This is a genomic window from Bhargavaea sp. GQ12, from assembly GCF_059758705.1.
On record NZ_JCAXEU010000002.1, the window covers coordinates 73,156 to 100,075 of the forward strand.

The following is a 26,920-nucleotide window of genomic DNA, read 5'->3' on the forward strand; positions in this document are numbered from 1 at the left end:
TATTGGTATTCTTTAAAACTAACCTTCTTGGCTGTTTTTCTTCCCGCATTGTTCACTAACTGCCTATTTATTCTAAAGTGTTTACTAATTTATCCTAATTATCGAACCGTTTTCTTCAAAACATAACGATTATTAGCTAGATTGGGTTAGTGGCTGACACGTCTGTCAGTTATACTTCGGCGCATTTTAAGCTGTTGTGAGTGATTTAGGTGATTCCGGAACTTTCCGGTTTGCAAGGGAAACTAAAGTTCTTCTTAGTTCGTCCTCTCTCATATCAAGGAGCTTGTCCAAAATGTATTGTTGCTCCGAAGTGCCAATTGGCGTAGCTCGCCCTATATGAATTTTTGGGAAGACTTGTTCTTTCTGAATTTCCGATGGGTCAAGGAGTTCCTCATAGAGCTTCTCCCCCGGCCTCATGCCTGAATAGGTGATGCCGATTTCTTCGACCTCATAGCCAGACAGCTTGATGAGGTTTTTGGCCAGATCGACAATCCTCACAGGATCTCCCATATCAAGGACGAATACTTCTCCTCCGTTGGCGAGTGTGCCGGCTTGGATGACCAAACGGGAGGCTTCTGGAATCGTCATAAAGTAACGGGTCATGCGTTCATCAGTGACTGTCACAGGGCCGCCAGCTGCAATCTGCTTTTTGAAAAGCGGAACGACAGACCCTCTAGATCCAAGGACGTTACCAAATCTTACTGCTGCAAATTTTGTCCCACTTGTCTTAGCAAGATTCTGAATAATCATCTCTGCAAAGCGCTTGGTTGCACCCATGACGTTCGGTGGATTGACTGCTTTATCTGTCGAGACGAGGACAAAGTGCCCAACGCCAAACGTATCGGCTGCTTCTGCAACATTCTTTGTTCCAAAGATATTATTCTTCACCGCTTCAAATGGATTTGCTTCCATAAGCGGTACATGTTTGTGAGCCGCCGCGTGGTAAATAACGTCCGGTGCGTGTTCAGCGACTGTATCAAAGATCCGTTCCCGGTCCTGTACATCAGCAATAATAGAAACAATTCTTGTTTCCGATTGTTTCAACCCTCTTAGTTCTCGGTCAATTAGATAAATGGAGTTCTCCCCGTGTCCGAGAAGCAATAATTTCTCTGGTTTGAATTTCATAACCTGTCGGCAAATTTCCGAACCAATGGAACCACCTGCTCCTGTGACCAAAATTGTTTTGTTTTCGAGCTTATTGGCGATGGCTTTCATATCGAGTTCGACTTCCTCTCGGCCGAGGAGGTCTTCGATCTTCACGTCTCGGATGTCATTCACAGACACTTTCCCTGTCATGACATCTTCAATTCGCGGAATCGTTTGAGTACGGGCTCCGGTGTCGACACAAACCTTGGTGAGGTCCGCCATTTCCGTTTTGGACATGGATGGAATAGCGATGACGATGTTCTCGATGTTATGGGCTTTGACGAGATGCGGGATGTCCTTTGATCCACCGGCAACGTTCACCCCGTAGATGTCAAGATGCTGCTTCGTCTGGTCGTCATCAACGAACAGCACAGGCATGATACCATTTTGAGGGTTTTGCTTCATCTGGCGGACGACCATTGTGCCAGCCTGTCCTGCACCTACAACTAGCGTACGACGGCCACCTAGCTTCAGGCGTTTTGTAGTTGAGTCACGATAAACGCGCCATGTAAAGCGGGAGCCTCCGATCAAAATCAAGTGCAACATCCACGTGATAGCAAGAACACGTACATATACATCTTGCAGGCCGACAAACTGAACAGCAGCAATTGTTGCGATGGAGATTGTCACCGCCTTGAAGATTGCCTTGAGTTCACCGACTGACGCATATGCCCAAGCCTTCCGGTACAGCCCGTAATAGGCCGAGGTCAAATGGTGTGCGATGAAGATCGTCAGCGCACTGAGGAGAAGGGTTTTAGATTCCAGGACATCCGCAGCCGGATGCAAGATGAGGAAACTGACATAGATGGAGAAAAAGACAATACAGGAGTCGATGACCGCGAGTAAGAGCAAGCGTTTCGGATGCGCCATTTCTCCAACTCCTTTCAAAATAATAGTTCGGTTAATACTGGTAGATTCGGCAAGAAAAGTATAACGGATTTCTACTGTATGGAAGTCATATTACGGGAAATGTTGTCAAAATTTAATATGGCGTTAACAGAGCGTTTGACAGCATGCATCGTTTTATGGACCACTCGTTAGATCTCCGCAGTTTTTATAAGCCTATTCTACTAGACCTAAAGCACGTGACTATTATACTTTAGATTACCTGTATATTGGAAGAAATATTTCTTCCTAAAATATCCTGATTATCCGAAGATGAACCACTTTTTCTTCGGTGCAGCTTCGACAGGTTCCAGAATAATCGGGTCCCGGTTTTCAACGACCCGTGCATTATTCTCAAGAAAGATGTCGACGGCGTCTGCGTGTCCGCGCTTTTCGAGGAACGTGAGTGCCTTGTCGAAGTAGAAGTTCCGTTTCTTCAGATCATGGGCGTCAGAGCCGAATAGGTGAATGAGGTTTGAGTCTATCAGCTGCACGGCCCGGTCCCGGACGTCACTGCCGAACTTGCCGACCAAGCTGCCGGCTGTAACTTGTGCAAGCGCACCGTGGTTAACGAGTTTGGCCAGCCTTTGTGGTTTGTCCAAAATGGCACGGTTCCGCTCTGGGTGTGCAATGACAGGGATGATATCCCGCGAGAGCAGCTCACCGATGACCGATGTCGTGTTCCCCGGGATGCCTGACGAGGGCAGTTCGAGAAGCAAGTATTTCGAGTCTCCCAGTGTGAGCAGTTCTCCGTTGTCAAAGCGCTCGATGATGTGATCCGTGATTCTGACTTCATGCCCTTGATGAAGCTTGATTTTGATGCCTGACCGGTCTGTCTCTTGCTGCAGTTTGAGGAGACGCTGGAAAACGGCATGTTTTTGTGCGTGAAATTGCGGATGGAGTGCATGGGAAGTCGCCGTGATGTCGGTAATCCCCTCCGATTCCGCTTGCCGGAGCATCAGTAGTGCATCCTCCAATGCTGCCGGGCCATCATCCAAGTCATAAAGAATATGTGCATGTGTGTCGATCATCCCAAAACCCCTCCCTAGTCCAATATAAACAGGAAGAGAGTAAGAGGGCCAAAAGTCCCCTTACTCTCCCGAGCCGTAGTAATGGTAGTAGTAATGGTCCTTGCCCAGCTTGAAGTTGTTCAGGACCGCGCCGAGAATCCGTGACTTCGACGCTTCAAGTAGTTCTTTTGCCTTTTCGGCATTATCTTTTTCCGTTTCACCTGTGTTGACGACAAAAACGGTTCCATCGCATTTGTTGGCGAGGATTTGTGAGTCGGTCACCGACAGCACCGGTGGCGCATCAAAGATGACCAAGTCATAGCGGGATTTTACTGAGTCGATGAACTGATCCATCATCTGGGACCCAAGCAGTTCCGCCGGGTTTGGCGGGATCGGGCCGCTCGTCATGACGTATAGGTTCGGTGAAAATTCCGTCTCACGGATGACCGTTTCAGATGTCTCTTGCCGGGTCAGCACGTTAGACAGCCCCTGCGTGTTCGACAGATGGAATGTGTAGTGAACCGTCGGCTTCCGCATGTCCCCGTCGACGAGGAGCACCCGGAGGCCATCCTGCGCAAACAGCATCGCCATGTTCGCAGACACAGTCGACTTGCCCTCCCCTGGAGAGGAAGACGTGAAGAGTATCGTCTTCAGGTCGCCTTGAGGCACTGAGAAGTTGATGTTTGTCCGAAGTGTCCGGAACTGCTCGGACACGATCGACTTAGGACTTGAGTGTACAACGAGCTTACGGGCACGTTGTTCAAGTTGTTGCTTCTTGCCGCGTTTTTTCGTTCGGATAGCCATGTGGGTCACCTCCTCTTCCTTCGGGTTCTGACGACGCTGTCGAGGTTGACATCTGATTCAGGGATTGGGCTGATAAGACCGAGAATTGGCAAGTCAAGAATTTCTTCCACATCGCGCTCCGCTTTGATTGATGTATCCAGATACTCAAGAAGGAACGCGATACCTACACCGATCATGAGACCGATGACTGCTCCAATTGCCATGTTAAGTGGCGGATTCGGATCAACCGGTTGCGGGTTGTCCCCGACTACTGCAGGCGACAGAATGTTGACGTTGTCGACATTCATCAGCTTCGGAATTTCTTCCTCAAACACTTCCGCCGTGGTATTGGCGATATCTGCGGCCCGGTGTGGTTCCGGATCTTGGACTGAGACAGTCACGACCTGGGAATTCTGCTCACTGTTCACAGAAATTTTTTGGGTGAGCTGTGAAGGTGTCATATCAAGCGTCAACCGTTCAATCACGAGGTCAAGAATCCTAGGACTCTTGATGATGACGTTGTATGTATTAATGAGCTGTAGGTTGGTATCAATCTCTTGCTTCGTGAATTCACCCTGTTCTTGCTGCGTCTGGTTGACTAGAATCTGGGTAGTTGACTGGTAGGTAGGCGTCATAACGAGATAACTTACAACACCTGCGAAGGTGATAGCTAGAATCATACACGTCAAAATGAGCGCCAGACGCTTTTTCAGCGTCTTGAACAGGTCTTGTAGACTGATAGTTTCTTCCATGATGCGGCCCCTTTTTGAACTTTCGGATATTGATATGTCATAATTTCCAATTATTCTCCGAGTATAGCACATTTTCATTTCAAAATGTGACAATTTCTGCATGAAGATATGGTAAACTAATACCCAGATTGAAGAATGATCGGATGGGCCCTCCCATCTATATATTTGGAAGGAGCCGGAACTGTGCGGAAAGGACTATTGGTCGCATTACTCACTCTGCTCTGCGGAGCCATCCTCGTGTTTAGCTATATGAGCTACCAGGAAAAGCTCAACCAGGCGAGCAACCCGGAACCGGAAACCGGTACCGGCAGTGAACAAACTGATGAACAACCAACAACTGATATCGGCGAACCTTATTTAACAGCCGAAGAACTTGCAGCATTTACGGCGAATGCCGATCAAAAGGTAATAGACGTTTTGAAAGCCCGTCTGGACGCCGGCGAAACCGCACAAATGGTCGTCATCGGATCTGCTGACATCCAAGGCGTTGCCGACAGACTTGCCAATGCCGTTAACGAGGAATACGGAGAATTCCTCACAGTCGATGCCTTCGCCTACGACGGCACAAGCACAGAGTTCGTCAACAACGGCATGCAACACCTGGCGTGGACAAACGAGTACGACATCGTCGTTTACGAACCATTTACGCTTAACAACAACGGGGTCGTCACGATCGAGGACGAACGGGCCCATATCGCCCAAGTCGAAGAACGTGCGATGGAAGCCGTCCCAGACGTGGCATTCCTGCTGACACCTCCTCAGCCGATTCCTAACGCGGGCTACTACCAGACCCAGATACAATCACTCAAAGACTACGCCCAGCAACAAAGCATCCCGCTGATTGACCACTGGACCAACTGGCCGGAAGATCCAAGCGAGTACCTCGACGAAAGCCACCGCCCAACCGAACAAGGCCTCGACGCCTGGGCAAACACACTCATCAATTACTTCGTAGCTCAATAAACGTTAAAAGGCTTCCGGATGCGCCCGGAAGCCTTTTAACGTCCCCGTATTGTAAGCTCTGCCTCAATCAGATCCTTCAGCCCCTGCGGTCCCACCCGCTCCTGCAACGCCACCAAATTCTCCGTCGCCATACTCGCAAACCGCTCCCTGTTACTGGCCTCCACATCCTCTTGACGTCTGGTATTGAACATATCCATCCAACCCACCGCAAGAAAATAATACTGCGACGGCGTAATCTCCAACACACTCCGCTCCATAAATATCCCTCCTTCTTTATTACTTAGAGAGAGCTTGTCCAATAGACCCGTTCAATATACGTCAGAGACAAATAGGCACTGAGTGATTACCTTGCCATGGTGAGTAGTTACCAAGCCCGTAAGGGCAAAACCAAGACGGCAGGTTTTCGGCTGATCGCCGAAAACCCCAAAACCGGATTGAGTGGTTACCCTCGTCCCGTGAGTAGTTACCATTATATATTTAACAGAATATTTTAATTGCTTATTGACTTATTACTACCTAGGTAGTACATTTCAGTTAGGTGATGACTAATGACAGCAAATGTATTGGCAACGTTGAAGAAATACGGCTTTACCGAGTATGAAGCAAAGATTTACCTGGCCTTGCTTCAGCGGCATCCGATGAACGGCAATGAAATTGCGAAGCAGTCCGGAGTGCCGAGCCCAAAAGTATACGAAACATTGAAACGGATGAACGAACGGACGGTGGTGTTTTCCGTCTCCGATGGTTCTTCAAGCAACAAGAAATTGTACAGTCCACTCCCCTATGAGGAACTGCTGAGTGTCATGGAAGCCGAATTCGAGGAAGATACCGCACTTCTGAATGGCTACTTTCAGAGTCTCTCCACGAATCTGGATGTGGATTGGTCGGAGCTGTACCATATCACCGGCTATGCCGCCTCCCTGGATACCCTGCGTGAACTGATTGCCGGGGCGGATTCCAACATCTACATCAGCGGATGGACAGCAGAGCTTTCACAGCTTGAGGGAGAGTTGCGGGAAGCACACGCGCGGGGTGTCAAGATCGTGTCGATCTCGTTTGATCCGATCCCTGCCCCGGTCCCATGGCATCACTACAAGCACCATGAGGGACCTTTCTCTGACCGGCGTCATGTCGGAGAACTTTCTTGTGCGATCGATGATGCACGGGTCTTTATTCTCCATTCCGCGACCGGAGAGTCCCACTCCGTCATTTCCAGTCATGCGGCACTTGTTCGTACGACGGTCAACTATATTCGGCATGATATTTACGTGAATCAGGTTGTGTCAGACTTCCATGAGGAGCTGGCAGCGAAGTACGGCGAGCAGTTTGAAAAGCTGCTCGACCGATTCTAAACGGGATTGATGATTCATCCAATATAACTCTGGGACAAGGAGGGCAGTTTTCGTTTCGCTCAACAATCTTTAAGGGGGATTACTAATGGGGGAAAATCGTACACGTGTCATTGATCTGAGCGTGCCAATGGATGTTAATGCCAAGGAGCCGTTTCCGCCAAGCATTGAGTATATGGCTCATGAGGAAGGTGCGGCGCAAGCGGCGGGTATTCTCGGGTTGAAGAAAGAGGACTTTCCGGACAGCAAAGCCTGGGCTGTTGAGACGCTCACGCTGACGACTCATACGGGCACCCACGTCGATGCACCTTGGCATTACGCTGACAAGACCGCTGGGGAACGGTCCAGGACGATTGATGAACTGCCGATCGACTGGTTTTACGGTGACGGGGTGCTCTTCGACTTCAGTGATAAGCCGACCGGCTATGAGCTTGGGGTGGCGGACTTTGAAGAAAAGCTTACTTCAATGAGCTATGAGCTGAAGCCGTATGACATCGTTCTGGTCCGGACGGATGCCGACAAGAAGTTCTACGACGAGGATTATGCATTCAGTCATGCGGGGGTGTCTGCTGAAGCAACCAGATGGCTGATTGATAAGGGGATCAAGGTGATGGGAATCGATGCATGGGGATGGGACATCCCGCTCCCGCTCCAGGCACAGCAATATCGAGAAAACCCGCAAGACGGTATTTTGTGGGCGGCACATTACGTAGGCAAAGAAGCGGAGTATTGCCAGATTGAAAAGCTAGCAAACTTGGATCAGTTGCCGAAGAACCACGGTTTCAAAGTAGCCGCTTTCCCGGTCAACATCAAGGGAGGCAGCGCCGGTTGGGCCAGACCTGTTGCAATCATCGATTAAAGGGGGATCTATGTGAGCTTTAACAGTGTATTTCTGCTCTTCTTCGTCGCCTTTGTCGCCCTCCTGGTTGCAGGAGGATGGATCACCCGCAAGTGGGTGACCGGCTCCAACGATTACTTTATAGCCGGACGTGAAGTCGGACTGCTTGTGAATATCTTCGGCGTAGCGGCCATCGGCTTTGCCGGAACGATCATTACGCTCGGCCCCGGCCTCGCCATCATGACCGGGTTCTGGGGGTCCTTCGGATTCGGTCTCATTTACGGAATCGGTGGTCTCGCTCTATATGGTTTGATCTTCGCCCCTTACATCCGCCGCTCCGGCGCGCATACGCTGTCTGAGTGGCTGGAGATGCGCTTTGATAAGCGGACGAGAACACTGGTCACCGTTGCGACGATTCTCGGTCTTCTCGGCATCATGGCGAACAACGTCATGTCGATGGCGATCGTTACGACGAGCTTCACCGGCTGGCCGCTCCTTGCCACCCTGTCCGCGATCTTTGCGATGTTTCTGTTGTTCACATACATCGGCGGATTCTGGGCGGTTACGCTCACTGACTTTATGCAGATGGTCATCGGCCTGATCGCCTTACCGGTTATGCTCATTGCCATCATTTCGAAATTCGGCGGCCTGTCCACTGCGACTTCCGGATGGCCGGGTCCTGGCAGTTACTGGACCAGCGGGATTGCCGGGGGCGAGCTTCCTATTCTTTCTCTGCAGTATCCGAGTGTCCTGACGTTCTCCATCCTCTTCGCCTGTTTCCTTGTATGGGGCAACAACTACTACTGGTTGCGGGTTTCATCCACACGAAGTGAACGTACAGCCAAGCTTTCCTTTGTGTTCGGTGCCCTGCTCCTCGTACTTGTCCCGATCACGGTGCTCGCGTTCACCGGCCTGTATGCAGGGTCCGTTATGGGGGATCAATTCCTTCCATACGGAACCGTCGATCCAACCGCCGCTTTCGGCGTTGTTTTGAGAACGCTTCCAATTGTTATCGCAGCATTTGCCCTTCTCGGCGCGCTTGCCGCATCGATTTCGACTTCGACAACTGCACTCATCGGGGCTTCCAGTACAGCGGTGCGTGACTTGTATCAGCGCTATGTACGGCCAAATGCTACATCGAAAGAGCTGAAGGTTCCTTCCAAGGTCATCACAATGATTCTCGGACTGGTTGTCTGGCTTCTCTGCTTCTATCCGGGCGGTCCGCTTTACCTGTTCGCCTTCTCGACAGCCTGGCTCGGTGCACCGTCGATTCTCGTGTTCCTCGGCATGTGGTGGAAGCGGACCACTAAAACGGGTGCTTTCTACGGGGCAGTCGTCGGGATTTCTGCAACTGCCGTATTCACGGTGCTTGACCTGACTGGTGTCTTCCCTCTTGGAACTTACACGCACGTCGGGGTAGTTGGCCTTGTCGCAACCGTACTGACTACAGTCATCGTCAGTCTGATGACCCAGCCGGATTACTACGCAAGGGAAAGCTTTGAAGGAGCAACAGACATGACGAACTCGTTCTCTGATGATGAAAAACGTGTCCTGACCTTTATCCATTACGGCTATGACACCATGGCTGAAATCAGCGACATGCTGGGCGTCGACTCTTCTGTCAGCAACCGGATTATCGAAGACCTGGACCAGCGCCATGTGATCGGGCGCAAAAAGTATTCCGGACCCGGCTTCTACACGTTCCACATCCGGGAGGGCATTGAACCAGATGCTTACCTGCCAGAGGGCGTGCACCGATATGCCGAAGACCAACTCACCGAAGATGACTTTACCTTCCTCGAAAAGCTTCGGGGTGGTATGGATGCCTTGAACAACTATGTGAAGGAAAAGGAGTTCGACTCACTACATGCCTCCGCAATCCTTTCCAAGTTAATCAAACAAGGCTATCTGGCTGAGAAGGGCTTATGGAGACGCCATGTCACGCTCAGCCCTCAAGGAAAAGAAGTGCTCGAGAAATACAACTTCTCTTCCGACCCGATCAAACCTGAACTCCAACAAACACCTGCAGGGGGATGACGTACGATGAAACTTGTAACATTTAGAAACCCAGAAGGAAAAGCTGTCGCCGGCTGGATCGAGGATAAGAAGGTCTATCCAATTTCCGTTGAAGTTGGAGGTTCAGAGATTTCGACGATGCTTGAAGTGATCAGACATAGCGAAGAGATCCTTCCGCAACTGGCACAACAGCCGAAGGATGAAGGGTACAGCCTGAATGAGGTCGAACTGCTCGCCCCGCTCCCGAATCCCGCCAGTGTCCGGGATTTCATGGCCTTTGAGCAGCATCTGCTTAATGCTTCCAAGAGAGCAGGACTGCAGGTTCACCCTAAGTGGTATGAGATTCCAGTATTCTACTTCTCCAATCACCAGTCGATTCACGGACCGGGTCAATCAGTCGAGATCCCAGCCAATAGCGAGAAGTTCGACTATGAGCTTGAGATTGCAGTGATCATTGGCAAACAAGGCCGTAACATCAAAGCTGAGGAAGCCGATGACTACATCCTCGGCTACACGATCTTTAACGACTGGTCCGCCCGTGACCTGCAGATGGAAGAAATGCCAGTCGGCCTCGGCCCCGCCAAAGGCAAAGACGCCGCCACCTCCATCGGTCCGTACATCGTCACAAAAGACGAACTGGAACCATACCGGGACGGCGCCCGCTATGACCTCAAGATGACGGCAAAGATCAATGGGAAACAAATCTCCGAAGGAAACTTCAAAGACATCCACCACTCCTTCGGCGACATGATCGAGCGCGCCTCCGCCAACTCCACTCTCTACCCCGGAGACATCATCGGCTCCGGAACCGTTGGCACCGGCTGCTTACTTGAACACGGTCCGGAGGTACATCCTTGGCTGAAGCCTGGGGATGAAGTGGAACTGGAGATTACGGGACTAGGTGTATTGAAGAATACGTTGAAGTAAATAGGTATTGAAAAAGGCTGTCCCGGGTCGGGGCAGCCTTTTTCGTGTTCAAGTGAGAGCTAGGTTTTCGGCTGTTCGCCGAAAACCGGAAGGATGGGCTGAGTGATTACCTGGGGAGAACGAGTGGTTACCCGTCTTGACCTTACGCGAAGCAATTAGAAATGCCTCCAAAACACACTGTTCTGGAGACACATAGCTTATTCAAATAATCCCCTGGAAACGCAGAATCACTTCCGCAATCAGCGCAGAACCAATAAAAGTACCGATCATGACGAGGGTTGCCACGATGATTGTCTTCCAGCCCAGTTTGGTGAAGTCCGTCCACGACCGGCCGATGGCGATGCCGGCATAGGCCAGAATCGGTGTGGCCAGGGCAAGGAGTTCTACCTGACTTGTCCACTCTACCACTTTCTCCGAACCTGGCATCCATGGCATGGAGACGAGAACGCCGATGATGGAGATATAGGCGATGCTCGGGAAGTTGATTGGAATGAGGTCCCGTAAAATGAACCCTGCAAGGCAGATCAGGACCAGAACAATCATGCCTGGCAATGCGCTGATAGGCAGGATATCGTAGCCGACCCAGTTTCCGATGATGGATATGACGCCGAACACAGCTAGAAGCAATGTCCATTCCTGAATGTTCTTTAGCATCATTGCTCACCCCTCTTCCGGGTCATGATGGCATACAGTTTTTCAGTTAGCGGAAGCCCAATGAAGATGGATACCCATAGTCCAGTTGAAAGGGAGAGGAGGTTACTCGCTCCTGCAAACGCAATGATTTGGGTTTCCATATCAGGAAATGCTGCAACAAGAGAGCCGCTGGCGGCTGCCATCATGCTTCCGCTGCCTACGCCGGATGCCATGGCGAACGACAAAGGGCTCAAAGGTGTAATCGTTGCGAGAAAGCCTGAGATCAACCCAAGAAAGACTGCCCCGAATACGGTTCCGAAAATGTACATGGCCATGACACCGCGGCCCTCCGGAGAACTGATACCGTATTTATCCATGATCAGGCCGACGTTCGGCTCACGGCCGATTGAGTGGGTCATACCAATGGCTTCCCGCTTCATCCCCAGCCATACGGCCACCGGCAATGCCAAGAAAATGGTTCCGAGGTTCCCCAACTCCTGCAATAGCAATGCCGGCCCGGCGGCGATGACATCGGGAAGGGACGGGCCGATAATGACCCCTATTTTTGCCAATAGAAGTGCCACGCCAAGTACGATAATCGGTTCTGCGTTTTTGGACTGTTTCTCCTTAACGGCCGGTGTAAAGTAAAGCAACAATCCGATAATCAGCGCATAGAGCATCGGCAGAAGAAGTATCACACCTGGTCCAACCGGTATCCTGAACGTACCGATGGCTTCAGTAATGATGACAGTCAGCAGTACAAGTACATGCAGGCGCCAGTCTTTCCAAAGGCCATGCACCTGATTGGTGTTCTCATTCATGACCATCCCCCATTTCTATTCTATTTTGTAATCAGCCGGCTCCCCTGTTCTTTCCCGCCGGCCAACTGCTCAATGACTTCATAGACAGCCGTTGCGTCCTTTCGTTCTTTTTGCTGATACGCGGCGATGTCGAAAAGCTGCCTGGAAGCCTCGCTGGATACCGTTGGAATGCCAGCACTCTCGGCCAGGCTCCGGTATAGTGTCATGTCTTTTCTCATATTCCCGAGTGAAAAAATCACTTCTCCAAAGCTTTCCTTCAGCAGATTCGGCCCGAACACGTCCATGACCCGTGTCTGGCCCGAGCCTTTCTGTAAAACAGCGGCCACCTTTTCCTTCGGAACGCCTGCCTTTTCACCGGTCATCAAGGCTTCACTCAGAAGCGAGATCACTCCCCCTACGACCATATTGTGACAAAGCTTGGCAATCTGTCCGGCTCCGCTTTCCCCGACATATTCAATATGGGAGCCGACTGCCCGTAGGACCGGATCGATGTTCGGCAGTTTTTGTTCTTCGCCGCCTACCATGATCGTCAGTGTCCCGGATTCGGCTCCGACCGGTCCCCCACTTAGCGGGCAATCATAGAAAGTCAGCTTGCTTTCTTTGGCTTTCTCGGCCAGTTTCCGGGTCAGCACAACATTATTGGTGCTCATATCCAAGATGAACGTTCCTTCAGCCATTGCCGGAAAAGCCTTTGAGAGGGTTTGCTCAACCAGTTCAGGAGTCGGAAGGGAAAGGATCATACAGTCGACCTTTCCGGCCAGTTCCGGAATCGTCCCGCATGCGGATGCTCCCATATCAGCCGTGCGCCTGACCGCTTCTTCATTCACATCAAATACATGAACTTGGTAATGATGTTTGAGCAAGTTTTTCACGAGTCCAGACCCCATCAGGCCACAGCCCACTACCCCGATCTTCTCCATGTCCTTCGCCTCCCCGAATCACGCTTTAATGTATACCGTCTTGTAATCTGTCCAGAAATCGAGAGTGGAAGAACCCTGTTCGCGTGGTCCGATGCTGGATTCCTTTTTCCCGCCAAACGGGTATTGGTTCTCGAAATAGTTGGACGGTATGTTCACGTGTGTGACGCCGGATTCGATATGTTTGACGAAGTGCATGGCTTTCTTCAGGTTGTTCGTGTAGACAGTTGATGACAGTCCGAAGTCACTGTCATTCGCCAGCTCTAGCGCTTCCTCATAGGTATCCACAACTGTGATGCCGACGACAGGGCCGAAGATCTCTTCTTTGAAAATCGTCATGTCCTTTGTCACGCCGCTGAAAATGGTCGGTTCTACAAAATAACCCTGATCCAGTCCGTTCTCTGTGATCTGCCTGCCGCCGAATACCAGCTCGGCTCCTTCTTCCTTCGCCGAGCCGACATAATGGAGGTATGTGTTCAGTTGTCCTTCGTCGATGACGGGGCCATTGTCTACTCCTTCTTCAAATCCATTGCCGATCACCAGCTTCTTGGCCCGTGCAGCCAGTTTCTCCGTCAGTTCTTCAGCGATTGGCCGCAGTGCGATAATCCGGCTGGTCCCTGTGCAACGCTGTCCGTTGTCCAGAAAGCTGCTGATGACGAGGTTTTCCACCACTTCATCCAGATCAGCATCTTCAAGAATGATGGATGGGTTTTTGCCGCCCATTTCCGCCTGCATCTTCGCGCCTCTGCCGCCTACTGCCTGGCCCAGCGCCATTCCGACACCTGTCGACCCGGTGAAAGATACTGCTTTGATCTTCGGATGGTTGCCAATCGCATTGCCGATCACGCCACCCGGTCCTGTGACCATATTGATGACTCCCGCTGGAACACCCGCTTCCTCAAAGAGTTCCATGATTTTCACGCTGATAAGGGACGTGTTGCTCGCAGGTTTGAAGATCACCGTATTCCCTGCAATGATAGCCGGGGCAATCTTCCAGATTCCGATTCCAAGCGGGAAGTTGTATGGAGCGATCACGCCGACCACGCCGAGGGGTTCACGGATCGTATAGGCAAAGATGTCCGGGTTATGCGACGGTACGGTCTCTCCAGTCATTCGAGTAGCTTCTCCGCTAAACTGCTTCATCGCTTCAATCGTCTTTTTAACTTCGCCTTTTGCTTCGCGGAATGATTTTCCGACTTCAAGTGTGATGATCCTGGCCAGCTCTTCTTGTTGCTCTTCAAGCAGGCGGATCAGACGGAATAGAACGTCTCCCCTCTCCGGAGCCGCAGTGTGTGCCCAAGATTTGAAAGCGCTTTCCGAAGAGGCGATGGCAATTTCCACATCTTCCTCATTTGAATACTGGAAAAGTCCTAAAACCTCGTGTTTATTAGCTGGATTGATGCTTTCGTATGTTTCTCCTGTAACGGATGGCGACCATTTGCCGTTGATGTAGTTATAGTAAACTTCGGTCATTGTGCCGTCTCCTCTCTTTTCTGCGCTTATTAGGATGATAGTTCTAATAAGACGAAAAAAGAATGTGGGGAGACACGAATTTTATCGCTCTTTTTTATTGCCCGTCACAAGGAGCCTGAATGCAATGACCAAGTCCATCCATTCCTGGCCATGGTTCAAATTAATCTGCAACGCCTCTTCAATTTTCTTCAGCCGGTAATAGAGCGTATTGGGGTGGATATGAAGGCGCTCCGCTGTTTGCTTATGATTTTTGTCCGTCTCGATCAGGCACCCCAGCGTGTCCAAATAGTCCGGGTCCATTTCCTTCAATTTGCCAAGCTTGTCTTTTGCGAACATCGCGAGGATTTCCGGATTGACTTCGTATAGCAGTCTTTCAATCCCGAGCATCGTGTACTCCACGGTGTCCAAGTCATGTAACTTGGCGTATTTCACGGATCGTACGGCTTCTTTATAAGAAATGGACAACTCGTCAACCGGGGTCAGGCGTCCGATGCCAAAGTGAAACTCTTTTTGGTGTCTCCATAAAGATCGGATCCCTTCAATCATCTCCGGAACTGCGGATGCTCTGAACACCGGAATAATCATGATCACCTGAAAGGCCTTAGTAAAGATGAGGCTGTCCGGGCAAATGGACGTAGCAAGATGCTCGACGGACTTCACAAAGGATTCTTTTTCGACCAGCCGATCGGTGTTCCATAGTGGCGCTTCTTTTCCTTCCATAATCAGGCATTGAACGTTCCACTCGGGATCCCACTGGATGTATTGCAGCGCCTGATGCAGGTCTCCGTCCAGCAACTGATTGAAAACCTCTTCCCGGAAGTGAATTTCCTTGGAATGAAGGGCATTTTCCTTGATCACCTCCAAAGCGATGACAAGGCTTGCCCGCTCGATGGCGGTCCGCTCAATTTCTGAAAATGTGCTGACGGGTTTCTCCAGTTCTAATTGGCCAAGTAAATCGTTGTCCTGCCCGACAGGAAACAGGAATTCATCCTTTCTCCCATGTGGGTTTCGATGAAAGATAACTTTTGACGCAATCATCCCCTCTAGAAGAGAAAGCACTTCTTCAACACCGAGACCATCAAGGAGGGTCTTATAAAACCTGTTGTGAATAGCGAATGACTGTTTTAGTAGCTCATTTTTCTCCTTTAACGCTTGGTACACGTTGGAGTTATCAATTGCAATCGCACTCTGATCCGTCAGCATCTCTATGACCTGCATATCGTCCGCTGTGAATACGCCATTTTGGTTAAAATTGTTGACCGCCACAATCCCGAGGCATGTTTCTTTATTTAATTTACGATCGGCACACAAAATGCACTCTTGATTTTCCGGCGCCCCACGCCTTCAAAGTAATACCGATAATTGTCTGCTGACATGTTCTCCATGTACTCATCAATCTCTTTTTCTGATGTGAACAGCTTTGGAGTCTTTTGCTGAAAGACTTTTCCGGTGATTGACTCCCCTGGCCGGAAAGCCAGATTTTTCAGGGAGTCTTTATTCACCCCAGCGCCTTCAGCAAAGTACAGCATGTCGGCATCCTCACTGTACAAATAAATAATAAAGACATCTGCCACCTCAACCAGTTCCTTAGCCGCATGCACCAGGTTTTCCAGAACCTCTTCCAGTTGAAGAGACCGGGTAAGAATCTTATTCAGCTCCAGCAATTTGGTTACTTTGTCGGGCATGGGTCGCGGAATCACCCTACTTCCCTCCTATCGTAAAAAAACGGAATTGTTTATTAATTATAGATGATAGAGGCGGAAATGATAGGGGCGAACAAGGAGGTCGGTTTTCGGCAAATTGCCGAAAACCTTAAAGACGGAGTGAGTGGTTACCTTGGGCGAGCGAGTGGTTACCCTTTCCTCCTTAGCAACAGCCCATCCAGATCTGTGTAAAGATTTACTGAATAGGTCGTTCCAACTGATTTTCCTGATTCCGAAAGATCATACCGTCGGAGAATCCGGCTTGCCGTCTGTTTTCTCTTAATCTTAGCGAAAGCACGGAGCTGTGCATTGTTCAGTGTCGGATGCACAAGCAGGAACCAATCGAGGATCAGTTGGACATAGTCCGCTTTACTTTTCTTATCACATGCCTTGCAGTGAAGCGTCCGCTCACTTTCACGGGTAAGCGATCTGCTGCAGTCCTTACACAGGAAGCCACGCTTCAGGTGATTCGGATTGATGCTGAACTTCTTGCAGATGGGGATCCATTGCAAATGATGACGCTCTTGGTCAAGAAGAACAGTGAGTTCATCGAACGATTCTATGCTCAGTTGTTCCGGCAACTGCCTATAGCCGGTCTCCAGGTAAAGCGGAATCTCCCTCACCGGGAGAATCGCTACGTCATCCGGTAACCCTTCCCATACATTGTGCGATGCGAACACAACGGTTCCAAAGACCGGTAACTTGATGTTCCGTTTTTCCAGCCACCCTTCAAGCGCATGAATCTGGCTCTCCAACTGCACGATTGGGCAGGGGAACACGATAACCGTCCCGCCCCGCTCCCTCCGCTCAATCCTTCTGGGAGACAGGTGATATTGGAGTGTACCCTTGTATTTCTTCGCCTCAATCAGCCAGATGCCCCTCCGGGTCAGGATGAGCGTATCAATCTGGACGACTTCCCCCGGCTCAATCTCAATCTGTATGTCCGTAAGCACCACCCCGGGAATCCGGCTTCTGCGCACATACCTATCCGAAGCAATCTCACCGAAATAACCGGCCTCTTGCCGAAGCAGCTCCTCCCTCACCTGCTCCCTCTCCGGCATCCCCTCTTTCAATCGCTCCATCGCCCGTTCCAAAGCGTGGAGATAGATTGGATACTTCCGAGTGACTTTCATGAAGCCCCCTCCCCTCGGAATCACCATAGCAAGGTAAAGGGTGGCCGGCGAATCGGTGTTTTTCAATTTTGGAGGGGCTTTTTGTGCCAAAATAGGTTTTTGCGAAGAAGGCACGGACGGGGAAGCCTTTATTGGAGCCGATTCACACCAATTCAAAATTGAAATTCGGGAGTTTGGTGATGAGTGGTTACCTAGAGTCAGTGAGTGATTACAATTCAAGTCAAAAAGGACTGCCACATCGGCAGCCCTTCTCTCATTTGGTCCCTATATCCCCACATTCAACAAAATAGACAACGTAACAATACTCAATAGCGTGGTAACCAATGTAATGCTCGATACTAGTCCCGGCTCCGCGTCATATTCCACCGCAAGCAGCGTTGTTGTCGCTGCGCTTGGCATCGATGCGATGACGATGAACAGCATGCTGATCATCGAATCCAACTCGAAGATCTGGATAAACAGCAATGCGATCAGTGGGGAGATGCCCAACCTAATCACTGAGCCCAATCCGATCATTGGCCAGTTCAGGCGGAATGTCCGGATGTTGGCCAGTTGCATTCCCAGTACGATCATCAGGAGCGGGATGGCCCCTTGCCCGACAAACTCAAGACTCTGATAGAATTGGCCGGGCACGCTGAGTCCTGCAAACTTTAAGAGCAGCGCTGCTACCACTGCGTAAATGGCGGGCAGCCTGAACATGGACTTGATGGCTGTCCCGGCTCCCGCGCCGCTCCGTGATGCGAAGTAGACGCCTGCCGTATTCATAATCACGTTCTGGACCACCATGAAAAAGACAGCGTAGGGCAGGATGCTTTCCCCAAGGCTGAACAGCATGATCGGCACTCCAAAATTCCCGGCATTCATGAATGCCGTCGATAAAATGAGTGCACTTTCAGTGGAAGGCCCTAGCTTGAACAACTTGGCACACAGTTTATTGATGGCGATCAAAGCAACGAACAGTACCCCGGCAAACAAGATGATCATGTAGAAGCGTTCATCAAAACTGGCCTCGTAGATATTCGTGAAAACAAGGCAAGGGACGAACAAATAAATACACACTGCCGAGACGGACTTAACCTCGAGCAACTTGAACCATTGCAGAACATATCCTGCAGCGAATATCAGAATGACGGGCAAAACAACGTCTATGAAGATGCCCAAATCCACTCACCCCTATCTAACCCTCTATACATATCGCCAAAAGGCGTGCTGCATCAGCAGAACTCCTCTGCCTTGCAGCACGCCTTCTTATCTGACAAACAAGACTTAAAGCCTACACCAGCAGTTGTTACAAGAATACATTGACGAGCAGACCGGCGATCAGGATGATCAGCGCGCCACCCAATCTGGAGGAGATTTGTGCAAACGGCATCAATTCCATGCGTCGTGCAGCAGACAGCACAGCGACATCTCCTGTTCCGCCCATATTGGCCATGCACAGGCCTGCAGTGATTGCCGCTTCGATCGGGTAAAAGCCAACCAGCTTCCCAACAAATGCCGCACCGAGAATGGCACCCAATACGACGCCCATGACGACCGCGATATATTGGAAGCTCAATGCGCCCAGAACAGCCTCCAGGTCAGTGTACACAACGCCTACGCCAATCAGCAAAGCTAGCGTGAAGTTCTTCGCGACGAACTGGAACCACTGGCTCGCGCCTTCCTCAACGATGGCCGGCAATACGTTCACAATTTTTGCGAAGGCCACCAAAAGAATCATGATGGCATATGGGTGAATCGGGATGATTTCACCCAGCAGTTGGCCGAGCATATAGAACGTCACGGCAGCAAGCAGGCCGATCCCCATCTTGGCGACGTCCGGTGTGAATTTCTTTTCCTCGTATTTAAACCCTTTGATCAGTTGGCCGTTACCCGTAAGCGAAGGAAACTTTTTGCCCACCTGATGGAGCGCTGCAGCAAAGATGATGGCAAATACGTTACCAAGTGCCAGCGCCGGAATCAGCATAGACATATAATAGCTTGGCTCGTTCCCCAGGAGTTCGGAATAGAGTTGTGCCATCGGAACAGCGCCGGCACCAAGTCCACCTCCCATAATCGGCAACGTCATGACCAAGACGGAGTCCTGTATGGAGAATCCGACAAGCAGTCCAATCACTGCAGCGAGAACAATGGCCCCCACTACTCCGGCCAATAGAGGAAAAGCATACTTAAGACCAGCCTGTGTGAGGACTTTCTTGTTCATCCCCAAGATACTTCCTGTGATAAGTGCAGCAATATAGAAGTTCAGGAAATCTCCGCCCTGCATGAAATCTGATATCCCGGTAACTGTGGCTTCGGGAATCAGTCCGGCGTATGTAAGATAAGCAGAGCCGAAAATTGCGATGATTGCTCCGCCCCCAAGGAACGATTTGATGATCGGTGTATGGTCACCAATCCATCCAAGCAGTTCCCCCAGAACAATCATGATGATCAGTGAACCGATCAGCCCTGGAGGCAACACCTCCAAATACATACTGCCGATGGCAACGGCAGCGATGGCGAGGAACCATCCCCCCGGCAAGTTAAAGATGCTGAACCTTCCCTTTACACCGGCAGCCGGAATACCGATTTCCTGTTGTTGCTCAATTGATGTCATACCATTTCCCCCTAATCCCTTAATTGACAGCGTCCATGATTAGCCTTGCTTGCTTGATGATCGGTTCATCGATCATCTTCCCATCCAGTTTGAATACTGAAGATCCGTTTTTCTCCACATACTCAAGAATTCTTTTCGCCTCTTCAACCACTTCATGACTCGGCCGGAAGGTCTCATTGATCACCGTGATTTGAGCCGGATGAATGGCCAGCTTGCTTCCGAAACCGAGTGTCTTTGCACGGGCCGTTTCTTCCCGCAATCCTTCCGGGTTTTTAAAGTCGGGATACACGGTGTCTACCGGTGGCTCCAGCCCCGCGGCTCTTGACGCGATTACGATTGATGAGCGGGCATAAAGCAGTTCCGTTCCGCTTTTCGACTGCCCTGCTCCAATGTCGAGGGCAAAATCGATGGAGCCGAATGCCAGGCGCTTGACTCTACTGCTTGCCTTAGCGATCCTGCTGACATTCTGAATGCCTGCTGCTGTTTCCAGGAGAGGGATCACTTCAAAGTCTTTACCAATTCCCTTTGAATCCAGCAAACGGTCGACGAGAAGCAGGTCATGCTCGTCATTGGTCTTTGGAAGCATGATTCCTTTCAGGCAGGAAGTTTCCAGATTCCAGACCAGGCTCAAGTCATCCAGGAAATAAGGCGTTTCGATGGCATTCACCCTCAGATAAGCGGGCTTGCTTCCCGTTTCCAGGAATTCGGATGCACATCGGCGGGCCTCTTCTTTATCTTCCGGAGCCACGGCATCTTCCAGGTCTATGATCAGCGCATCTGCATCTACCCCGCCCGCCTTCTTCAAATGCTTTTCGCTGTTTCCGGCTACGAACATCAACGATTTCAACTTCATCACTTCCCACCCGCCACTTTCTCTTGTCCGTACTGTGCAATCTCCGAGTCCGAGAATCCGAGTTCAGCGAGAATTTTCTCATTGTGTTCTCCCACATGCGGGATCGGGTCCATCCTGGCTTCAAACGTTTCGAATGTCGCAGGCGGCAGCAGAGCCTGAATCTGGCCTGCCGGGGTCTCAACATCCCGCCAGCGGTTTCTCGCTTTTAATTGAGGATGATCCGCGAATTCCTCCATCGTATTCAGACGGGCGTTAGCGATCTTTTCTTTTTCCAGCAACTCGGTCAGCTGTTCCGCCGTGTACTGTTTAAAAGCGTTTTCAATAATCGGTTTAAGTTCACTCTTATTCTGGGTTCTTACGGTATTCGAGTGGAACCTGTCATCCGTGGCCAAACTGCCGTCCCCGATCACATTCTCGCAGAGCCGTTGCCATTCGCGTTCATTTTGGATCGAAAGGAATACCTGTTTTTCGTCCCCCGTCGGAAACGGCCCATAGGGATAAATGGTCGCATGGCTCGCACCGGTTCTGGCAGGTTCTTTGCCGCCGTATTTCGAGTAGTAAAGCGGGTATCCCATCCATTCGCCGAGGGCTTCAAGCATAGAAACTTCAAGAATGCTCCCCTTTCCGGTTTTGGAACGTTGGATGATCGCGGTCAAAATCCCCGAGTAGGCATACATGCCCGCCGCAATGTCCGCAACGGAAATCCCCGCTTTTGATGGCGTGTCTTGGGTTCCGGTGATTGAGACAAGGCCAGCTTCACACTGAATCAGCAGATCATACGCTTTCTTGCTGAGATAGGGACCGTCTGTCCCATAACCGGAAATCCCGCAGATGATCAGATCGTTATATTGTGCCTGAAGTGTTTCCGCGCCGAATCCGAGACGGTCCACCGCTCCAGGTGCAAGGTTCTGAATGAATACATCCGCCTTCGCCAATAATCGGTGCAGAATCTCCTTGCCTTCCTCACTCTTCAAATCCAACTCGAGCGACTCTTTCGAACGGTTGATCCACACGAAGTGACTGGACTGGCCATTCACTGTTCCATCATAATGACGCGCAAAATCTCCGCTCCCGGGACGTTCAATCTTGATGACACGTGCTCCAAGGTCTGCCAGTTGCCTTGATGCAAAAGGCGCTGCGACTGCCTGCTCCAACGAAACGACTGTAATACCTTCCAAAGGTCTCAACTAATTTTACCCCCTTAAAAGGGATTCTGGATTTTGGATACAGAATCCTTTGTGTTATTATTCAACTTGATCACACAATTGTCAATGTATTTTTTCTTTTCTTTCTACAGATAGAATGGCTTATACTTATGGATACAATAGTAAGTTGTGAAGAGGAGGTCCCGCGAGATGAAACCGATTGAAAAGAAATCTGCTCGCGACCAAGTGATTATCTCGTTGAGAAAAGCGATATTCAATGGTGATCTGAAGAATGGGGAAGAAATCACCCAGGAAGAAATCGCAAAAATTCTGAATGTGTCCCGCATGCCTGTCCGGGAAGCGTTCTATGCCCTTGAACGGGAAGGCTTGCTGCTCACTCAACAAAACCGCAGGGTTATCGTAAAAGGTGTCACTGCGGAAGATATCCAGGATCACTACGATATCCGCGCCATGCTGGAAGGAGAAGCAGCCGCCAAAGCCGCACTTCTGGCAAATGACCTGAAGGATCTTGAAGAAATCAACAAAGAGATCGAAAGAGCTGTACGAGATAAAAACACGGATGAGTATATTGTCGCTAACGAACATTTCCACAGAACCATCTGGAAGCTATCGAATAGCGAGCGTCTGCAGTCTTTCTTAGATCAGCTCTGGAACGGTCTGCCTCCGCACCTTGCAGAAATGGTCACAGAGCAGATGGGGAAGGCGCATTCTGAACATCAGGACATCCTGGAAGCTTTCCGCAATCGGGATGAACATGCAGCACGCGAGCTAATGATGAGTCATATCAAGCGGAGCAAAATTGATTTCCTTAAGGTCTTTTGATGCACGATAAAGAGACGCATTTGCCGGAAGGGCAATATGCGTTTCTTTTTGGTGTTTGGGAATGAGTGGTTACCCTGAGCCAGTGAGTGATCACAGGGGTGCCTTCCAATTTCCAGCAAATTGATATTTAATATCCCTATACATAAATCATCTATAAAAGAAGGTGCAGAAAATGATTAAGGAAACAATACTTGAAGCCCTGATTGCAGCGGCAGCCATCTTCGTTCTTAAATGCATCACCAAAATCCTTAATAACCCCTCCTATTTCTCAGAGATGTTCGCGGATGGCGTCGGGATAGGGATCGGCGCTCTACTCATGTCGTATGTCGCCATTTTCATCTTCCTTTTCCTCCTGATGTTCTGCGTGAAAAAGTTCTCCAAACCCCGGAGGACGGCTCGATAGGAATCAAAATGGGACTGCCGCTCCGGCAGTCCCTTACATCTTCTCTTATCCTCTTGGCGGATACGGATCCTTTCCGTATGTATTCCGCTCCCGGATCTGTCCGTCTTTCCCATGGATCAGCAGCTCCGACTGCTCCTGCTTGGCGAGATCCCGTCCGATCTCGAACGCTTCTTCCTGGGTATCCACCACTCGCGACGGCTCCGACTCCCCTTCTGCCTTAATGCCCCATCTGTCATCCATCGGTACCACATGTATGTTCTTGCCCATATAGTTCACTCCTTCTGCGCTCTTTTCTTCTTACATTCCCCTCTGCAAGACTGGCCAATCCGGACAGTAGTGTTCACCGATTTTATCCTCCAAAAATATATTTTTCTACTACTCTCAAATCCTATAGACACGCCCCTGCCCGCCGACTATAATCTTCTCAATACCAACAGAATAGAGGGAAAACAAGTACATGAAATCACTCATCAAATGGGGGCTGGCGGTCACGCTGACTGCCGGCGCCTTTCTTCCGTCCGCTGCGTTTGCACAGGGGTACTCCGACGTGTCGGAGAAAGACACGCACTATGAGAATATCCTGACTGCGCAGGAGCTTGGGCTCATGACCGGCTATGCCGACGGCACGTTCCAGTCGTTGAAACCGCTACAGCGGGGGAATGTCATCAAAGCTTTGGGTAAGCTGCAGCTGCGCATGACCGGCGAGACTCTGGAGTCGTATCCGTATTACGGGACGCGGCCGTTCCGGGACATCCCGCGGACGCATGCGGACAAGGAACTATTTAAGTACTCGATCATCGTCAAGGATGCCGGCATCTTCGAAGGGGACCCGAACGGCAACGTTAATCCCGGCAAGCTGATGTCCCGCCAGCAGATGGCGAAGGTGCTCGTGAATGCGTTCGGTCTGTGGGACGCTGAGGACCTGGAAGACACCGTCATTACGGACCTCGATCAGGCAGCCTGGTACTTCCAGGACTACATCCTGCTGCTGTCCCATTTTGGCGTGACGACTGTGACGGAATATCGTCCGCTCGCGACAACGACACGCGGCCAGTTCGCTTCGTTCCTCGTGCGCTCGTATGACGTGATGTTTGATTCTCCGATCGATTCGATCGATGAGTACTATGTGGACCTGCTTCCTGGTGAACAGCCGGAGCTGCCGGACCATGTGTTTGTTTACCTCGAGAACGGCAACATGTTCAGCACGCCTGTTGAATGGGACCTGAACGGGGTCGATTTGAATACACCGGGAGAATACGTCATCACCGGGACGCTGAAAGAGTTCCCGGGTGAAGTGGCGACGGCTACTATCTATGTCTACTCGGAAGACGAGTGGATGGAAACTGAAGAATGAGGGAAGTTGGGGGAAAACAGATGAAATCAATTATTAAATGGGGCCTGGCAGCGATCATCGCTGCCGGCACACTCCTTCCTTCCGCGGCATTTGCGGAAGGATACACAGATGTGAAAGAAACGGATACACACTATGACAATATCCTGATCGCGCAGGATCTCGGGATGCTGAGCGGCTATCCGGACGGCACCTTCCGCCCGAACCAGAAGCTGACGCGCGCGAACGTCATCAAGGCACTCGGCAAGTTTGAGCTTGCGATGGCGGAAGAAACAATAGAGACGTATCCGGTTACCGGCGTGAAGCCATTCAGGGATATTCCTTCGTCCTCCAAGGACCAGGAACTGTACAAGCTGTCCCTCGTCGTGAAGGCCGCGGGCATCTTTGACGGCGACCCGAACAATGATGCCAAACCTGCCAACCTGATGTCCCGCCAGCAGATGGCGAAAGTGCTTGTCAATGCGTTCTGGTTGGAGGACCTGGAAGGTGTCGATGCGGACGTGCGTGACTTGGATAAAGCGGCGCCTTACTTCCGTGACCAGATCAAGATCCTGTCTGAGAACGGTGTGACGAACGTGACAGAATTCCGCCCGACAGAGACCACTTCGCGCGCGCAGTTCGCCTCGTTCCTCGTGCGCTCGTTTGACGCCATGCTCGCCGCTCCGATCGAATCGGTCATCCAGCCGGAGCCGGTCACGACAATGCTCGGCGTAGAACCGGAGCTTCCGGAATCGGTGGAAGTGGTATTGACGAACGGCATTATTGCAGAAACCTATGTCGACTGGGATACGAGCGGTTGGAACCTTGATGAAGTCGGCCGCTATACGATTACCGGAGAAATCTGGGACGCGGATTGGGTCGTGGAGCTTGAAGTTGTCGTGGATGATGTGCGGCATACGGATCCGGTTGTAGAAAAATAATGTATTGGGAAAGGAGGAGCGCCTGCGGGCACTCCTCCTTTTAGTCGGGATTGAGGTGAGTTCCCACCTCAGGGGGTACAAGTCCCCACCAAGGGGTGCTTGAGCTCACACCTCCCCCCTGCTGAGTTCCTACCTAATGGGTGTGAGTTACCACGTCACACCACCTCGACTAAACGACCCACCCAAACAATGTCGGATACCGGTTTTATTCCTCTAAAACTATATATTTCTTCCGACATCAACCGCTATGGACTCGCCCCCACCCGCCGACTATACTCATCTCAACACACAGAGAATTGGGGGGATTTACACACATGAAATCATTGATCAAATGGGGGCTGGCGGCGGTGATCGCAGTCGGGACATTACTTCCGTCCGCGGCATTTGCGCAGGGGTACTCGGACGTTACAGAGAAGGATGCGCACTATGAAAATATCCTGACCGCACAGGAGCTCGGGCTTATGACAGGCTATGCAGACGGCACGTTCCTGTCATCGAAGCCGCTCCAGCGGGCGAATGTCATCAAGGCGCTCGGTAAGCTGCAGCTGCGCCTGATCGGCGAGACGCTGGAGCCATATCCGTATTACGCCACGCGGCCGTTCCGCGACATCCCGCGGACTCATCCGGACAAGGAGCTGTTCAAATACTCGATCATCGTCCGTGACGCCGGTATCTTTGAAGGGGACTCAAACGGCAATGTGAATCCGGACAAGCTCATGACCCGCCAGCAGATGGCAAAGGTGCTGGTGAATGCATTCGGGCTGTGGCAAGTGGGTGACCTAGACGAGCCCTCGATTACCGACCTTGATCAGGCAGCGTGGTATTTCCAAGACTATATCCTGATTCTGTCTCACTTTGGCGTGACCAATGCCTCGGAGTACCGGCCGCTTGCGACGACGACTCGCGGTCAGTTTGCATCATTCCTCGTTCGCTCCTATGACATCATGACCGACTCCCCGGTGGAATACATCGAAGAGTATTATGCGGATCTGTTGCCGGGCGAACAGCCGGAATTGCCGGATCGACTGTATGTGTTTCTCCAGAATGGCGCCATGTTCTATACCCCTGTCGAGTGGGACTTGGCTGAGCTGGATACCTCGACGCCGGGTGAATATACAATCACTGGGACGCTGAAGGAATTCCCGGGTGAGACGGCTGTGGGGATGATTTATGTGTATTCTGAGGATGAATGGATGGAGACGGAGCCCGTTGAATAATGCTTATTGAAGGGGGCTGTCCAATAAGTAATTAAATTCTTGTATCTATGGCAAACAGCAGTGGCGTCGGGAGACTCCCGCGGGAATAGCGTTAGCCGAAGACCCCGGATGTTGCGCAACGCTTCGCGATGCGCACAGACGCCAGTCTGCGTACTGGCGCCGGCTAAGGCAACGCCCGCGGAAAGTGACCAGAGCCACTGCTGTTTGCTTTTTATGCTGGAAATACACTTATTGGACAGCCCC

27 protein-coding genes are annotated in these 26,920 nt (G+C 50.9%); 10 read left to right on the forward strand and 17 right to left on the reverse strand.

All coding sequences use genetic code 11. The features are described 5' to 3' along the window. Positions 1-186 precede the first annotated feature (186 nt). From AC6CHQ_RS02130 to AC6CHQ_RS02145, 4 genes are all read right to left on the reverse strand, one after another. On the reverse strand, positions 187-2,016 hold the full coding sequence (locus tag AC6CHQ_RS02130) for a polysaccharide biosynthesis protein (protein WP_498080721.1): 1,830 nt from the start codon (positions 2,014-2,016) through the stop codon (positions 187-189). A 278-nt stretch (positions 2,017-2,294) separates the two neighbouring features. Further along, positions 2,295-3,062 carry a tyrosine-protein phosphatase gene (locus AC6CHQ_RS02135; protein WP_498080722.1) on the reverse strand — a complete coding sequence of 256 codons (768 nt, stop codon included), beginning with the start codon at positions 3,060-3,062 and terminating at the stop codon, positions 2,295-2,297. Between the two features lie 60 nt (positions 3,063-3,122). Beyond that, the gene (locus AC6CHQ_RS02140) at positions 3,123-3,845 is read right to left on the reverse strand and encodes a CpsD/CapB family tyrosine-protein kinase (protein WP_498080723.1); all 723 of its coding nucleotides are present in this window, start codon (positions 3,843-3,845) and stop codon (positions 3,123-3,125) included. Positions 3,846-3,850: 5 nt separating this feature from the next. Beyond that, entirely contained in the window at positions 3,851-4,576 is a 726-nt protein-coding gene (locus tag AC6CHQ_RS02145) for a YveK family protein (protein ID WP_498080724.1), read from the reverse strand. Positions 4,577-4,759: 183 nt separating this feature from the next. Between AC6CHQ_RS02145 and AC6CHQ_RS02150 the strand changes: the two genes are divergently transcribed. Then, complete coding sequence (locus tag AC6CHQ_RS02150) at positions 4,760-5,539, forward strand: hypothetical protein (RefSeq protein WP_498080725.1); 780 nt, start codon at positions 4,760-4,762, stop codon at positions 5,537-5,539. A gap of 35 nt (positions 5,540-5,574) precedes the next feature. Here the strand turns inward: AC6CHQ_RS02150 and AC6CHQ_RS02155 are convergent, their stop codons facing one another. Next, positions 5,575-5,796: a hypothetical protein gene (locus tag AC6CHQ_RS02155; RefSeq protein WP_424236938.1), complete on the reverse strand. Its 222-nt coding sequence runs from the start codon at positions 5,794-5,796 to the stop codon at positions 5,575-5,577. A 291-nt stretch (positions 5,797-6,087) separates the two neighbouring features. On the opposite strand from AC6CHQ_RS02155, the gene AC6CHQ_RS02160 reads away from it, so the two are divergent. From AC6CHQ_RS02160 to AC6CHQ_RS02175, 4 genes are all read left to right on the forward strand, one after another. Further along, a complete protein-coding gene (locus AC6CHQ_RS02160) occupies positions 6,088-6,891 on the forward strand; it encodes a TrmB family transcriptional regulator (RefSeq protein WP_498080726.1) in 804 nt (267 codons plus the stop codon). 85 nt (positions 6,892-6,976) lie between these two features. Then, complete coding sequence (locus AC6CHQ_RS02165; protein WP_424236940.1) at positions 6,977-7,747, forward strand: cyclase family protein; 771 nt, start codon at positions 6,977-6,979, stop codon at positions 7,745-7,747. A 12-nt stretch (positions 7,748-7,759) separates the two neighbouring features. Further along, complete coding sequence (locus AC6CHQ_RS02170) at positions 7,760-9,763, forward strand: sodium:solute symporter family protein (RefSeq protein WP_498080727.1); 2,004 nt, start codon at positions 7,760-7,762, stop codon at positions 9,761-9,763. A 6-nt stretch (positions 9,764-9,769) separates the two neighbouring features. Beyond that, positions 9,770-10,669: a fumarylacetoacetate hydrolase family protein gene (locus AC6CHQ_RS02175; protein ID WP_498080728.1), complete on the forward strand. Its 900-nt coding sequence runs from the start codon at positions 9,770-9,772 to the stop codon at positions 10,667-10,669. A 201-nt stretch (positions 10,670-10,870) separates the two neighbouring features. Here the strand turns inward: AC6CHQ_RS02175 and AC6CHQ_RS02180 are convergent, their stop codons facing one another. The 11 genes from AC6CHQ_RS02180 to AC6CHQ_RS02230 all read right to left on the reverse strand — a co-directional run bounded on the left by AC6CHQ_RS02180 (position 10,871) and on the right by AC6CHQ_RS02230 (position 21,985). Then, entirely contained in the window at positions 10,871-11,323 is a 453-nt protein-coding gene (locus AC6CHQ_RS02180) for a hypothetical protein (protein ID WP_498080729.1), read from the reverse strand. After that, a complete protein-coding gene (locus AC6CHQ_RS02185) occupies positions 11,323-12,123 on the reverse strand; it encodes a DUF3100 domain-containing protein (protein ID WP_498080730.1) in 801 nt (266 codons plus the stop codon). Before AC6CHQ_RS02185 ends, AC6CHQ_RS02180 begins: the two co-directional genes overlap by 1 nt. A gap of 20 nt (positions 12,124-12,143) precedes the next feature. Continuing rightward, entirely contained in the window at positions 12,144-13,043 is a 900-nt protein-coding gene (locus tag AC6CHQ_RS02190) for an NAD(P)-dependent oxidoreductase (protein ID WP_498080731.1), read from the reverse strand. A gap of 18 nt (positions 13,044-13,061) precedes the next feature. Further along, positions 13,062-14,513: an aldehyde dehydrogenase family protein gene (locus AC6CHQ_RS02195; protein WP_498080732.1), complete on the reverse strand. Its 1,452-nt coding sequence runs from the start codon at positions 14,511-14,513 to the stop codon at positions 13,062-13,064. 81 nt (positions 14,514-14,594) lie between these two features. Then, on the reverse strand, positions 14,595-15,716 hold the full coding sequence (locus tag AC6CHQ_RS02200; RefSeq protein ID WP_498080733.1) for a PucR family transcriptional regulator: 1,122 nt from the start codon (positions 15,714-15,716) through the stop codon (positions 14,595-14,597). An 86-nt stretch (positions 15,717-15,802) separates the two neighbouring features. Next, the gene (locus AC6CHQ_RS02205; protein ID WP_498080734.1) at positions 15,803-16,213 is read right to left on the reverse strand and encodes a hypothetical protein; all 411 of its coding nucleotides are present in this window, start codon (positions 16,211-16,213) and stop codon (positions 15,803-15,805) included. A gap of 152 nt (positions 16,214-16,365) precedes the next feature. Continuing rightward, the gene (locus AC6CHQ_RS02210; RefSeq protein WP_498080735.1) at positions 16,366-17,349 is read right to left on the reverse strand and encodes a nuclease-related domain-containing protein; all 984 of its coding nucleotides are present in this window, start codon (positions 17,347-17,349) and stop codon (positions 16,366-16,368) included. Positions 17,350-17,613: 264 nt separating this feature from the next. Then, positions 17,614-18,510 carry an AEC family transporter gene (locus AC6CHQ_RS02215; protein ID WP_498080736.1) on the reverse strand — a complete coding sequence of 299 codons (897 nt, stop codon included), beginning with the start codon at positions 18,508-18,510 and terminating at the stop codon, positions 17,614-17,616. Between the two features lie 127 nt (positions 18,511-18,637). Continuing rightward, a complete protein-coding gene (locus AC6CHQ_RS02220; protein WP_498080737.1) occupies positions 18,638-19,945 on the reverse strand; it encodes a 2-hydroxycarboxylate transporter family protein in 1,308 nt (435 codons plus the stop codon). A gap of 19 nt (positions 19,946-19,964) precedes the next feature. Beyond that, positions 19,965-20,798 carry an HpcH/HpaI aldolase/citrate lyase family protein gene (locus tag AC6CHQ_RS02225; RefSeq protein WP_498080738.1) on the reverse strand — a complete coding sequence of 278 codons (834 nt, stop codon included), beginning with the start codon at positions 20,796-20,798 and terminating at the stop codon, positions 19,965-19,967. Continuing rightward, positions 20,798-21,985, reverse strand: coding sequence for a CaiB/BaiF CoA transferase family protein (locus tag AC6CHQ_RS02230; protein WP_498080739.1), 1,188 nt, complete (start codon positions 21,983-21,985; stop codon positions 20,798-20,800). Before AC6CHQ_RS02230 ends, AC6CHQ_RS02225 begins: the two co-directional genes overlap by 1 nt. A gap of 168 nt (positions 21,986-22,153) precedes the next feature. On the opposite strand from AC6CHQ_RS02230, the gene AC6CHQ_RS02235 reads away from it, so the two are divergent. Both AC6CHQ_RS02235 and AC6CHQ_RS02240 read left to right on the forward strand, forming a co-directional pair. Beyond that, positions 22,154-22,786: a GntR family transcriptional regulator gene (locus AC6CHQ_RS02235; protein WP_498080740.1), complete on the forward strand. Its 633-nt coding sequence runs from the start codon at positions 22,154-22,156 to the stop codon at positions 22,784-22,786. Between the two features lie 172 nt (positions 22,787-22,958). Next, entirely contained in the window at positions 22,959-23,189 is a 231-nt protein-coding gene (locus AC6CHQ_RS02240; RefSeq protein WP_498080741.1) for a hypothetical protein, read from the forward strand. Positions 23,190-23,234: 45 nt separating this feature from the next. Here the strand turns inward: AC6CHQ_RS02240 and AC6CHQ_RS02245 are convergent, their stop codons facing one another. Further along, the gene (locus AC6CHQ_RS02245) at positions 23,235-23,456 is read right to left on the reverse strand and encodes a DUF2188 domain-containing protein (protein ID WP_498080742.1); all 222 of its coding nucleotides are present in this window, start codon (positions 23,454-23,456) and stop codon (positions 23,235-23,237) included. A 190-nt stretch (positions 23,457-23,646) separates the two neighbouring features. Here AC6CHQ_RS02245 and AC6CHQ_RS02250 point away from each other — a divergent pair, with 190 nt between their 5' ends. From AC6CHQ_RS02250 to AC6CHQ_RS02260, 3 genes are all read left to right on the forward strand, one after another. After that, positions 23,647-24,543, forward strand: a complete 897-nt coding sequence (locus tag AC6CHQ_RS02250; RefSeq protein WP_498080743.1) for an S-layer homology domain-containing protein — start codon at positions 23,647-23,649, stop codon at positions 24,541-24,543. A gap of 20 nt (positions 24,544-24,563) precedes the next feature. After that, positions 24,564-25,460: an S-layer homology domain-containing protein gene (locus tag AC6CHQ_RS02255; RefSeq protein ID WP_498080744.1), complete on the forward strand. Its 897-nt coding sequence runs from the start codon at positions 24,564-24,566 to the stop codon at positions 25,458-25,460. Between the two features lie 314 nt (positions 25,461-25,774). Continuing rightward, positions 25,775-26,677, forward strand: a complete 903-nt coding sequence (locus AC6CHQ_RS02260; protein WP_498080745.1) for an S-layer homology domain-containing protein — start codon at positions 25,775-25,777, stop codon at positions 26,675-26,677. Positions 26,678-26,920: the final 243 nt, after the last annotated feature.

What these genes read in the sequence shown, in the direction of transcription:
- AC6CHQ_RS02130 (WP_498080721.1), bottom strand. Translation starts at nt 2,016, where the DNA reads ATGGCGCATCCGAAACGCTTGCTCTTACTCGCGGTCATCGACTCCTGT.
- AC6CHQ_RS02250 (WP_498080743.1), top strand. Translation starts at nt 23,647, where the DNA reads ATGAAATCACTCATCAAATGGGGGCTGGCGGTCACGCTGACTGCCGGC.
- AC6CHQ_RS02180 (WP_498080729.1), bottom strand. Translation starts at nt 11,323, where the DNA reads ATGCTAAAGAACATTCAGGAATGGACATTGCTTCTAGCTGTGTTCGGC.
- AC6CHQ_RS02260 (WP_498080745.1), top strand. Translation starts at nt 25,775, where the DNA reads ATGAAATCATTGATCAAATGGGGGCTGGCGGCGGTGATCGCAGTCGGG.
- AC6CHQ_RS02200 (WP_498080733.1), bottom strand. Translation starts at nt 15,716, where the DNA reads ATGCTGACGGATCAGAGTGCGATTGCAATTGATAACTCCAACGTGTAC.
- AC6CHQ_RS02190 (WP_498080731.1), bottom strand. Translation starts at nt 13,043, where the DNA reads ATGGAGAAGATCGGGGTAGTGGGCTGTGGCCTGATGGGGTCTGGACTC.
- AC6CHQ_RS02210 (WP_498080735.1), bottom strand. Translation starts at nt 17,349, where the DNA reads ATGAAAGTCACTCGGAAGTATCCAATCTATCTCCACGCTTTGGAACGG.
- AC6CHQ_RS02255 (WP_498080744.1), top strand. Translation starts at nt 24,564, where the DNA reads ATGAAATCAATTATTAAATGGGGCCTGGCAGCGATCATCGCTGCCGGC.
- AC6CHQ_RS02155 (WP_424236938.1), bottom strand. Translation starts at nt 5,796, where the DNA reads ATGGAGCGGAGTGTGTTGGAGATTACGCCGTCGCAGTATTATTTTCTT.
- AC6CHQ_RS02245 (WP_498080742.1), bottom strand. Translation starts at nt 23,456, where the DNA reads ATGGGCAAGAACATACATGTGGTACCGATGGATGACAGATGGGGCATT.
- AC6CHQ_RS02140 (WP_498080723.1), bottom strand. Translation starts at nt 3,845, where the DNA reads ATGGCTATCCGAACGAAAAAACGCGGCAAGAAGCAACAACTTGAACAA.
- AC6CHQ_RS02160 (WP_498080726.1), top strand. Translation starts at nt 6,088, where the DNA reads ATGACAGCAAATGTATTGGCAACGTTGAAGAAATACGGCTTTACCGAG.
- AC6CHQ_RS02220 (WP_498080737.1), bottom strand. Translation starts at nt 19,945, where the DNA reads ATGACATCAATTGAGCAACAACAGGAAATCGGTATTCCGGCTGCCGGT.
- AC6CHQ_RS02165 (WP_424236940.1), top strand. Translation starts at nt 6,977, where the DNA reads ATGGGGGAAAATCGTACACGTGTCATTGATCTGAGCGTGCCAATGGAT.
- AC6CHQ_RS02145 (WP_498080724.1), bottom strand. Translation starts at nt 4,576, where the DNA reads ATGGAAGAAACTATCAGTCTACAAGACCTGTTCAAGACGCTGAAAAAG.
- AC6CHQ_RS02185 (WP_498080730.1), bottom strand. Translation starts at nt 12,123, where the DNA reads ATGAATGAGAACACCAATCAGGTGCATGGCCTTTGGAAAGACTGGCGC.
- AC6CHQ_RS02135 (WP_498080722.1), bottom strand. Translation starts at nt 3,062, where the DNA reads ATGATCGACACACATGCACATATTCTTTATGACTTGGATGATGGCCCG.
- AC6CHQ_RS02235 (WP_498080740.1), top strand. Translation starts at nt 22,154, where the DNA reads ATGAAACCGATTGAAAAGAAATCTGCTCGCGACCAAGTGATTATCTCG.
- AC6CHQ_RS02195 (WP_498080732.1), bottom strand. Translation starts at nt 14,513, where the DNA reads ATGACCGAAGTTTACTATAACTACATCAACGGCAAATGGTCGCCATCC.
- AC6CHQ_RS02225 (WP_498080738.1), bottom strand. Translation starts at nt 20,798, where the DNA reads ATGAAGTTGAAATCGTTGATGTTCGTAGCCGGAAACAGCGAAAAGCAT.
- AC6CHQ_RS02175 (WP_498080728.1), top strand. Translation starts at nt 9,770, where the DNA reads ATGAAACTTGTAACATTTAGAAACCCAGAAGGAAAAGCTGTCGCCGGC.
- AC6CHQ_RS02240 (WP_498080741.1), top strand. Translation starts at nt 22,959, where the DNA reads ATGATTAAGGAAACAATACTTGAAGCCCTGATTGCAGCGGCAGCCATC.